Below are 9972 nucleotides of genomic sequence, written 5' to 3'. Positions count from 1 at the left end.
AGTAGATCCATCACATGGCGTTGAAAAAATCGTTCTTGCTGATGGAACTGCTATTGACCTTGCAGCAGTTATATCTAATCCGGTGCTGACAGATAATGATGACACATTTGTTGTCTCTTCTGGTGCAGCTATCGCTGTTATTAACGCCAAGGGAGGCGATGATAACATCACTACCGGTGATATTGTTGCTGTCGTTGATGGTGGAACAGGAAAGGACACCATTAACACAGGTTCAAAAAACGACACCCTGGCTGGCGGCTCAGGTAATGACATCATTAATGCGGGTGGTGGTAACGACACTATCACTGGTGGTACAGGCGACGACAACCTCACTGGCGGATCGGGCAGCGATGTATATATATTCAATGTCGGAGACGGCAACGATACTATACACGAAGGGACATGCAATGGCGTAGACGTGGACATTCTCAACATCGGCGTAGGTATCACTACTGAGGATCTTATCTTCAGTGCCGATGGAGATGATCTGGTTATCAAAATCAAAGGACACGATGATGACTCCATTCGTATCTCTGGTGGACTAGTAGATCCATCACATGGCGTTGAAAAAATCGTTCTTGCTGATGGAACTGCTATTGACCTTGCAGCAGTTATATCTAATCCGGTGCTGACAGATAATGATGACACATTTGTTGTCTCTTCTGGTGCAGCTATCGCTGTTATTAACGCCAAGGGAGGCGATGATAACATCACTACCGGTGATATTGTTGCTGTCGTTGATGGTGGAACAGGAAAGGACACCATTAACACAGGTTCAAAAAACGACACCCTGGCTGGCGGCTCAGGTAATGACATCATTAATGCGGGTGGTGGTAACGACACTATCACTGGTGGTACAGGCGACGACAACCTCACTGGCGGATCGGGCAGCGATGTATATATATTCAATGTCGGAGACGGCAACGATACTATACACGAAGGTGTATGCAATGGCGTAGATGTGGACGTTCTCAACATAGGAGTAGGAGTAACTGCTGGAGATCTTATATTCAATGCAGATGGAGATGATCTGGTTATCAAAATCAATGGTCATGATGGCGACTCCATTCGTATTGCTGGTGGATTAACTGACTTATCCCATGGTATCGAAAAAATTGCTCTTGCTGACGGCTCATTCGTTGAAGTTGCTACAGTTATAGCTTGCCAGACTTCAACTGACGCTGACGATACTATCGTGGTTCCCGCTGATAAGTTCTTAGCAGTGCTAAAAACAAAAGGTGGTAATGACTCGATTACTGTAACTGATGCAACCGCAGTTATTGACGCTGGCTCCGGCAATGACAACATTACCACTGGAGAAAAAGATGACATTCTGAAAGGTGGCACTGGCAACGATACGATCAATGCTGGAGGTGGTAAAGACACCATCACGGGAGGAGCCGGTACAGACACGCTGACTGGCGGCTCCGGCAGTGACACATACATTTTCAACATTGGAGATGGTCATGACACTATTATCGAAGCATCTGTGGATCCTACCTGCACATGCGTAGATAAAATCCAACTTGGTGCCGGCATTGGAATTGAAGACCTCCGCTACTCTGCTGATGGTGATGATTTGATCATCAACTTCAGAGACAATGATTCTGATTCAATCAGAATCGTCGGCGCTAAAACAGGCGTATCTGCCGGAATTGAATCCATTTGCTTTGCTGATGGTTGTGAAATGGAAATATCTTCTGCAGTGTCAATAATTGAGCTCACAGAGAATATGGATTTCCAAATGACTCCAGTTCCCGCTCAAACTGCTATTATTAACGGTTATGGTGGGAATGACACGATAATGGTCTCTGGACCAACAACTTGTATTATCGATGGTGGATCTGGGAATGATCAGATTTTCACTTATGCAGCGAACTCTACTCTATACGGAGGTAGCGGTTCAGATACCATTTCAGCCATTTCAGGAAAAGCCGGATTCATTGGTGGAGAAGGTAATGATACTCTTATTGGCGGTCACTTTGGAGACACATATGTCTTTAATAAAGGTGATGGACACGACACAATTCAAGACAACTTAGCCATGACATGCGTAGCAAACTTTGACCCTGACACCTTAAAATTAGGTAAGGGCATTGCTAAAAATGACGTCGCGTTCTTCATGGAAGGACCCAATCTTGTCATTTCTTATGGTGAAACTGATAAGGTAACTATTTTCCAGCAAGGTCATAGCAAAAACGCGATTGAAACCGTCCAACTGGTATCAGGTGGCTCACTCTCTTCTGCAGAGATCAACCAGATTGTAGCTGATTTATCCAACTATGCATCAGACCATGGCCTTGATTTCACATCTGTTGAAGATGTAAAGAACAATCAAGAACTCATGAATATTGTAACTACTGCTTGGGATAACTAATCCTCTACTCGCCACACTGTTTTGGAACAGTGTGGCGAGCTTTTAACTTTGCGCGCAATATAACTACCTGGAGTAACAAATTGCCATCAGGCAATTGTTCAAACGGTATATAGATTCCATTCCCTAATCTTTTATATCGGCAGGACATAATTTCTATGCGGGTAACGCAAACGAAAAAAGGCACTCACGTATCTCTACGTAAGTGCCTGTTTTTGCATGGTACCGAGAGAGAGACTCGAACTCTCAAGGGCGTGAACCCGGCGGATTTTGAATCCGCTGCGTCTACCAATTCCGCCATCCCGGCATGTGAGAAGTTGTGTTTATGGGAAGTAGCTCATCCTGTCAACAGATTTAAGGATTCTTTTTTACTTTTCTAACAAAAACCTAACCAGATATCACGCTCTGCACACCTTCTATTTTTATCTCTAATGCAAGATTTAGGGAGACAGTGTTATTGAATCATCATTCCGCTCAAATTAGAGCAATTGGCTGACTCAATCCTTCTCAAGAGATCTATCGCCCTATCCCAATAGGCCCCAAAAAGTACTTACGCACTCCTGCAATAGCTAACTCCCTATGAACAGCGCGACGGTTCTATATATTTTCTAACCATCTCATAAGGCTTTTTGATAAACCTCAGCTTAATATTATCATAACAAGTTGTGTACCTTATTCACTTCTATAAGCGTCCTACTATCATCTGAACCAGACACAATAAGTCATAGAATGACAGGTAGGTAAATTATCTCCGCCTGAGCCTCTTTATAATCCCAACCAAGTTCTAATTGGAGTTTTCAACAAGGCACCATAACGTGTTAGAAGGGGGTAGCATTCCACGTTAAACCATCAGGAGTTTGCTATGCTTGTTGATTGTTTTAAAGATGCTGATAACTCGTTCAAGGTATACTTTTGTACTGCAAACAAAAAACATGCAGCCATCCCGGAGACAGCACAACTAGTCAGCTCCCAGCCCATTGAGAAATGGCAATGTGCACCATTGTATAAAGAATACAATATCTTTGATAACATCCAGCGCAATGGAGTGTGCATTGTCGATCATAACGTCGAAAAGTAACTTACAAACAAATATGCCTCTCATGTGAGCAACCCATGAGAGGCATATTTGTTTGTATGATACTCCACTCGCACAAGCAGGTTCTTTCACCCACTATAGTCTTCTTGAAAAACGTTCCCCCTAAAACTAGTTACTCCCCAACATACCGCAACATAGCTATAATTTGCAAAGCATGCTGATGGTTACATCTACATATTCACTTCTATTTTGTAACAGCCTGTCCGGTAAACACAAGGTTATTGAACAAGGTGATGGTGCGTCATAATCATATAATTCCAAAGAAAAAATAGACACGGAATTAAAATTCGTTAGTGCGCTTGCAGCATTCGTTTGCAATTTGTCACAATTCCCTCATCTTCTTGACATGAAGCAATATATATGTCGGATTGTCTAAATCACCCATGCCGAGGGTGTATTCATCGCTTGCAATTTCCTAATCACCAACCAAGCGTAACAGACACAACAACCAGTGAGATATGATGCATTCTCCATCACACAAAATTCAACAACAGCCAGACAGCCCTCCTGTTCTTACATTCGATAACGTAAGTTTTTCTTGGCCTGGAGGAACTGGGCTACGCAATGTTTCCTTTACTATCCACAAAGGACAGTTTGTTTTAATCTCGGGAGCTTCAGGCTCAGGGAAGTCAACCTTGTTGCGACTTGTTGTACGACTTGAAGAACCGGAACGAGGGCGCATACTGCTGAACGGAACACCACTCAACACGTTCTTTCCACCAACATTACGAACACATATTGGATTCGTACAGCAACAACCTATTATAATTTCCGGCTCTGTCCGTGAAAACCTAGTTTTTCCTTTTGCCTTGCATAGCCGCAAAAATCAGCCCGCTCCAGAAGATAGAGTACTGCTTGAATGGCTCGACCGGCTCGCATTAAGCCAAGTCTCGCTCGAAGCTTCTGCTCAGACTTTATCCATAGGCCAGCAACAACGCCTATGTTTCATTCGGGCAGTTCTGACCAATCCTGACGTAATCTGTCTTGATGAACCAACAAGCTCACTCGACCGAGAAAGCAGGGAAGCAGTGGAAATGGCAGCAGAGGAATTAATACAACAAGGTATATCTGTACTTATGGTAAACCATACCAGCTACCACCCTACCTGTCCGCACATGCATCTGCATGTGGCAGACAGCACAGTGAGCGTGACACCATGACAACATTTATTCCCATTGAATGGCCACAATTGCTCATTGCCCTTGGTTTGGTCTGTATATCCGGTGCGGCTTCTCTCTACTATCATCTGAAGCTTGAACGCGACTTGTTTATAGGGGTAATTCGCACCTTTGCTCAACTACTTGCCATGGGGTACCTGCTTAACCTGCTGTTCGGGTTGAATAATGCTATCCTTGTTATTGCGGTATATCTGGTCATGACGATTGCCTCGGTTCAAATTGTTCACGGAAGAGTCAAAGAAAAACAAGTAGCCTACTTTGCTCCGACAACAGTTGCTGTCATGCTCAGCTACTCTCTGATCACCATTGTAGTTACAAAAGTAATCATCGGAGCCGATCCGTGGTGGAGCCCTCAATACTTTATTCCCATTGGCGGGATGGTTGCAGGCAACTCCATGAACGCACTTTCTCTCACCCTTGAACGCTTCTTCTCAGAACTACGCAATAAACGTGACCAAGTTGAAATGTACCTATGCTACGGTGCAACCTACAAAGAAGCCACTGAAAGCATCTTCCGGACTGCACTCAAGGCAGGCATGATTCCGGCAATCAACTCTATGATGAGCGTGGGACTTGTTTCACTACCAGGGATGATGACTGGACAAATATTAGCGGGAGCAGATCCTGCTGACGCTGTCCGGTATCAAATTGTGGTAATGTTAATGATCGTAGGCTCCACGGCTATGGCCTCAATTCTTGTTTTGCATCTGGTACGCAAACGTTGCTTTACCTCTGCGATGACAGTGGTCTTAAACAAGTATGAATAGTCTTACTTAGTTCTATCCAGTAACATCGTCCGACTAGGCACTGAATAAAAAATCCGTTGCAACCATTTCTGGCTGCAACGGATTTTATTCTTTATAATTCATGGCAGGTTAACGCACTGCACCTGCCCCTCGTAGTTTATTACACGCGCTTTAACGCATCTACAACCTGCGACAACTCACCAGAAAGGCGGGTGAGTTCAGCCATCGCCTGTGCTGCTTCTGTCATAGATTCTGCAGTATCGCTTGCTATCTTATTAACTTCTTCTGTGTTCTGACTGATTTGTTCTGATGCAGCAGACTGCTCTTCAGCCGCTGTCGCAATCATACGCACCTGATCCGAAGTCTCTTCCACAATGCGAACAATGCTACCAAGAGCCTCTCCGGCTTGCCCTGCAAGCTCCGTGGTCGTGGCAACTGTTTTTACAGAATTCTGCATACCAGCAATATTCTGTCGGGTACCTTGCTGAATTTCCGACACTGCGCGTTCTACTTCAGAAGTTGCCTGCATTGTTTTTTCTGCAAGCTTACGCACCTCGTCCGCAACTACAGCAAAACCACGTCCAGCTTCGCCGGCTCTGGCAGCCTCGATTGCGGCATTCAGAGCAAGTAAGTTTGTCTGGTCAGCAATATCGGAGATTACACTCATAATTGTGCCGATGCCTTCAGCTTGAGTCCCCAGTTCGTCTAAACCGGATTCAAGACTTTTTGCTTCCGCATTTACCTGCTGAATAGACTGAACAACATTTTCTACAATTCCACCACCAGATTCAGCGTTATCACGTGCGCTATCAGCACTTTCTGCTGCTCTTCCGGCATTCTGTGCAACTTCGAGCACTGTTGCGTTCATTTGCTCCATTGCCGTCGCAGCTTCGGTTGTCCGCTCACGCTGTACATCAGCACCACGACTTGCTTCATTCACCTGTACTGCCAGCTGATTAGACGCGGATAAAATCTGCTCAACAATTCCTTCCAATTGTGCAGCAGCCTGAAGCATACCTTCCCGCTTAGCATTCTCAGCCTGTTCCCGGGCTTTTTCAGCCTGTCCCAAAGCAGTTTCTGCTTCGCGGCTTTTTACTTCTGCTTCTTCAGTTTTCTCATCAGCCATACGCATATTGTGTACAAGCTTATCCACCATATCTTTCATAGAAATATACAGCGTGAGAAACTCACCAGTAAAACTGGTTGTATCCGGAAGCGCGGCATAATCACCCGCCGCAACATCTTGTGAGGCTTTGATCAAAACACCGAACGGCTTAGTCAGGTAGGTAACAATTGACCAGATTACCAGCGTGATAAGAAGAATTGAAACCACAGAGAACAACAGACTAAAGCTCAAAAATTCATTTGCATCCTGCAAAATAGTCTCAGTAGGAATAATAACGAGGATACTCCAAGGACTGTCTGTTCCTGAAATGGTTATTGGCTCGAACACATACATGTATTCTTTTCCATCTACAGGTGACACAGCCGTAAAGTTAAGCGCCTCACCTTGAGCCACCGCACTCTTAACAGCACTCTGCACGTCCGCAGGAAAAGCTTCTGTAATATTCTTACCTACAAAATCTTTATTTGGATGTGCGACAACATAGCCACTGGTGGACATGATCGCCGCTCGTCCTGTTCCCATCGGCTTGATTCCACGAACCATCTCATTAAATGCCGACAACGTCACATCGATTCCGACCATTCCGAGGAATGTGCCGGATTCAAACAAAGGAACACAGATTGTTGTCATGTACTTTTTTGCTACTGGTGCAAAATATGGCTCTGTAATAACCACAGAGCGCTTATCGCGAGGCTCCATGTACCAGCTTCGAGTTGTCTCAGGATTATGCTGAGTTAAGTCCTCTGCTTTAAATGTTCCGTTTTCTTTCCAAAAATACGGCCCATAGCGTCCGTCTTTTCCCCACCACGGCTTTGTACCGGCATATTCAGCATCCCGTCCATCAAGCCCGTCTGGCTCAAATACCGCCTGAATTCCGTAGAAAGCGTCGCTGCTGCGAATGGCCTCTTTCATCATGCCGTCAACAACATCACGATTCATTGTTTCTTTGCTGGCACGCATTGCTCTGACAACTTCGACCAACGACTTTGTTACTGCCAACGCTTCTTCTATTTCAAGCTTCACTGCATTCCCGTATTTCCCACCAACAAGCCTCGCGCTGGCCTCTGCCTGCACAACTGACATTTCCCGCGCTTTACCTGAAAGTTGATACGAATACACACCGAAAACAATACACATCGCAATACACAGACATAAAATAATTTTATTTCTAAACTTCATGCGATCGAACATTTTTTACCCTCTAACAAGTATGAACAGTACTGCCCGCTCTGTTCACTCTTAGTTATTGTAAAAAGTTACCCGGAACATGCCTTTGCTTTTCATCCTTTACATCTGCCATACGCAAAACATCATAAAAGATTAAAACGCCAGCACCCGACAACGTAGTCTCCAATAAAAGAGTCAGCATAATTCATGCTGACTACTCTGCAATCGAGACTTCACTTAACTTTCCTTTACCGCTTCGCTGACGGCGAACAGGAAATATCATCCGGCACGTACACCAACCTCCTATTATTACTCCTATCGACTAATCTCTCTGTGGCATTACGAATAACATGTTTAAATAACGTTACATTTATTTTACAACTTCGAATCATTATTTACATTTCCAAGTAAAATCAATTCATAATACGCACAATATTCTTCAATAAACTATTGAGTGAACACTTCCTCACTATTGAATTTCGAATCTGTACAGTCGCCGCAGCCTGCTTAAACATAAGAAAAGCCAAAAAACGTGAATTATTTTGTGCTCTTTCTGTTTTAATACGTTGTCTTGCTACGTACTTGGTAATTGCACCGGAAAGGTGCAGTGCATCTGTTCTTGATAATTCATCAGCGAGCACTGCTGCAGAATCCATCGCCATAGAAGCTCCGATACCGGCTGTAGGCAGAAAGGCTGCTGCTGCATCCCCCAGCAAGACAACACGATTACGACTCCACAATGATGAACGACAATCTTCCATATTCCAAAAAAAGGAATCCTCCAGACCTTCAAGAGATTGCAGCGCCGAATGCAGTATTCCTGCCTCAATTCTTTCCTGAAGCATTGTTGCATACTGTGCTGGAGTGTAGTCGGCTAACATCTTTTTATTACCACCAATAAAAACAGCCAGACGCTCCTGCACAGGGTACAACCCCACAAACCAACCGTCTGCCCATACCTCCCGATACGTAGAACGGTCAAATCCTTCCAGAGATCGCCACAAGCCCCATGCGCCCCAACCAGTTGGACGATAAGAAAATTCATTTCGGGAAAGAAGCAAAGCACGTACTTCAGAATGAATGCCATCTGCTCCGACAACCAGATCAAACATCTGAGTTGACCCGTCAGAAAAAGTCACAATGACGTTCTGATCATTATTTTGAATATGCTGGATCGTAGTATTGTAAAAGACGTTTTCCTCTGGAACTCCGCTTCGTAACAACGAAAGCATCAATTTTCTATCCACCCCACGAATATCCCCATAACGCTCATTGATACTATCTAATGGAAACTCTTTAAGTATCTTTCCTGATGGGTCATGCAAAACATACCGTTCCATTTTTGTACTTATGTCACGGTATCTTCTATGCATATTAAGTCCATACAACACTCTACTCCCCAATGGGTAAAGGCCGAGCACATACCCTTCTGACTCTCCCTTGTCTGCCCTCTCAATAACAGCCGGATGTATCCCTCGTTGAGACAGTAACGCTGCGAGAGTTGCGCCTGCTATGCCAAAACCTACTATCAAAACACGAAGCCGCCCTTTGGATACAGAATCTTCCATGCAACTTCCAATAGTCAATCTACAAGCTTCCTTTGGTGTAGTCATAGCAACTCTCCTGAGCTTCAAATGTTCAGTCTATATGTTACGAAAAGAACTTCACTCCTTCCTGTATAATAACTACATCTCTCACGGTACCCTCAGTAGGGTCATGCAGACTATCTGGCTCTGCCCCAGTTAAAAGATAATAAAAAAACGCCTCTACACTAAGAGGCGTTTAAAGCTACTATGACAAATTGCTACAGCCTGTCGCATGCCGCAGCATTTTTCCTGTCTTCTTCAAGTGCTTCTTCCCAGGCCACACGGCTTATCGTGCGAACTTCGTGGTTGCCGTGTTCATGAACCCAGGAATCAGCCAGTGTTGTTCCGTCTGTAATAAACCGTATCCTCTCTGGCTCATCAGTGTTCGTCACAAGAATATCAGCATGAGGAAACGCTTCCTGTAAAGCGGTACGAACCACCTTACAATACTTCTCTCTATCTTTTGCTGACGGATGTTCCACATCAGTACGTAATACGTTATATTCTATACCTTTGATTCGTATGTAACAATCATGCATGGCTTTGCCCCCTTTTGCTGGCAATGTTACCACACATATTCAGTAGATAAAGAATAACCAGCCATTACATTACTGATAAATCATACATCCTATTGTGCTCAAACCCACTTGAATAAAAAAGCGTGGCCACTACTGACCACGCTTCATCTCTTCATTAACA

Annotated in this window: 7 protein-coding genes and 1 tRNA gene; 3 read left to right on the top strand and 5 right to left on the bottom strand. The window is 44.3% G+C overall.

Annotated features, from left to right (window positions below):
* A partial coding sequence (locus tag SP90_RS14135) for a calcium-binding protein (RefSeq protein WP_269449363.1) occupies positions 1–2377 on the top strand: 2377 nt, incomplete at its 5' end.
* A gap of 217 nt (positions 2378–2594) precedes the next feature.
* Here the strand turns inward: SP90_RS14135 and SP90_RS14130 are convergent.
* Together SP90_RS14130 and SP90_RS16650 are read right to left on the bottom strand one after the other, a co-directional pair.
* Positions 2595–2681, bottom strand: a tRNA-Leu gene (locus SP90_RS14130).
* A gap of 651 nt (positions 2682–3332) precedes the next feature.
* A complete protein-coding gene (locus SP90_RS16650) occupies positions 3333–3476 on the bottom strand; it encodes a hypothetical protein (protein ID WP_157471322.1) in 144 nt (47 codons plus the stop codon).
* A 452-nt stretch (positions 3477–3928) separates the two neighbouring features.
* On the opposite strand from SP90_RS16650, the gene SP90_RS14120 reads away from it, so the two are divergent.
* Entirely contained in the window at positions 3929–4630 is a 702-nt protein-coding gene (locus SP90_RS14120) for an ABC transporter ATP-binding protein (RefSeq protein ID WP_231895575.1), read from the top strand.
* Positions 4627–5415: an ABC transporter permease gene (locus SP90_RS14115; protein ID WP_066857669.1), complete on the top strand. Its 789-nt coding sequence runs from the start codon at positions 4627–4629 to the stop codon at positions 5413–5415. The genes SP90_RS14120 and SP90_RS14115 overlap by 4 nt, the downstream gene beginning before the upstream one ends.
* Before the next feature lie 139 nt (positions 5416–5554).
* Here SP90_RS14115 and SP90_RS14110 read toward each other — a convergent pair whose 3' ends face one another.
* The 3 genes from SP90_RS14110 to SP90_RS14100 all read right to left on the bottom strand — a co-directional run bounded on the left by SP90_RS14110 (position 5555) and on the right by SP90_RS14100 (position 9812).
* Entirely contained in the window at positions 5555–7711 is a 2157-nt protein-coding gene (locus SP90_RS14110) for a methyl-accepting chemotaxis protein (RefSeq protein ID WP_066857666.1), read from the bottom strand.
* Positions 7712–8100: 389 nt separating this feature from the next.
* On the bottom strand, positions 8101–9300 hold the full coding sequence (locus tag SP90_RS14105) for an FAD-dependent oxidoreductase (protein WP_082936466.1): 1200 nt from the start codon (positions 9298–9300) through the stop codon (positions 8101–8103).
* 191 nt (positions 9301–9491) lie between these two features.
* Positions 9492–9812, bottom strand: coding sequence for a hypothetical protein (locus SP90_RS14100; protein WP_066857660.1), 321 nt, complete (start codon positions 9810–9812; stop codon positions 9492–9494).
* Between the last annotated feature and the right edge of the window lie 160 nt (positions 9813–9972).

The organism is Halodesulfovibrio spirochaetisodalis (genome assembly GCF_001672295.1).
Classification (GTDB): domain Bacteria; phylum Desulfobacterota; class Desulfovibrionia; order Desulfovibrionales; family Desulfovibrionaceae; genus Halodesulfovibrio; species Halodesulfovibrio spirochaetisodalis.
Note: the sequence above shows the minus strand (reverse complement) of the source record. Positions and strands in the feature narration are given on the sequence as shown.

Bases quoted from the DNA above. Each gene is read 5' to 3' on its own strand.
- SP90_RS14115 (WP_066857669.1), top strand. From the start codon at position 4,627: ATGACAACATTTATTCCCATTGAATGGCCACAATTGCTCATTGCCCTT.
- SP90_RS16650 (WP_157471322.1), bottom strand. From the start codon at position 3,476: ATGAGAGGCATATTTGTTTGTAAGTTACTTTTCGACGTTATGATCGAC.
- SP90_RS14105 (WP_082936466.1), bottom strand. From the start codon at position 9,300: ATGACTACACCAAAGGAAGCTTGTAGATTGACTATTGGAAGTTGCATG.
- SP90_RS14100 (WP_066857660.1), bottom strand. From the start codon at position 9,812: ATGCATGATTGTTACATACGAATCAAAGGTATAGAATATAACGTATTA.
- SP90_RS14120 (WP_231895575.1), top strand. From the start codon at position 3,929: ATGATGCATTCTCCATCACACAAAATTCAACAACAGCCAGACAGCCCT.
- SP90_RS14110 (WP_066857666.1), bottom strand. From the start codon at position 7,711: ATGTTCGATCGCATGAAGTTTAGAAATAAAATTATTTTATGTCTGTGT.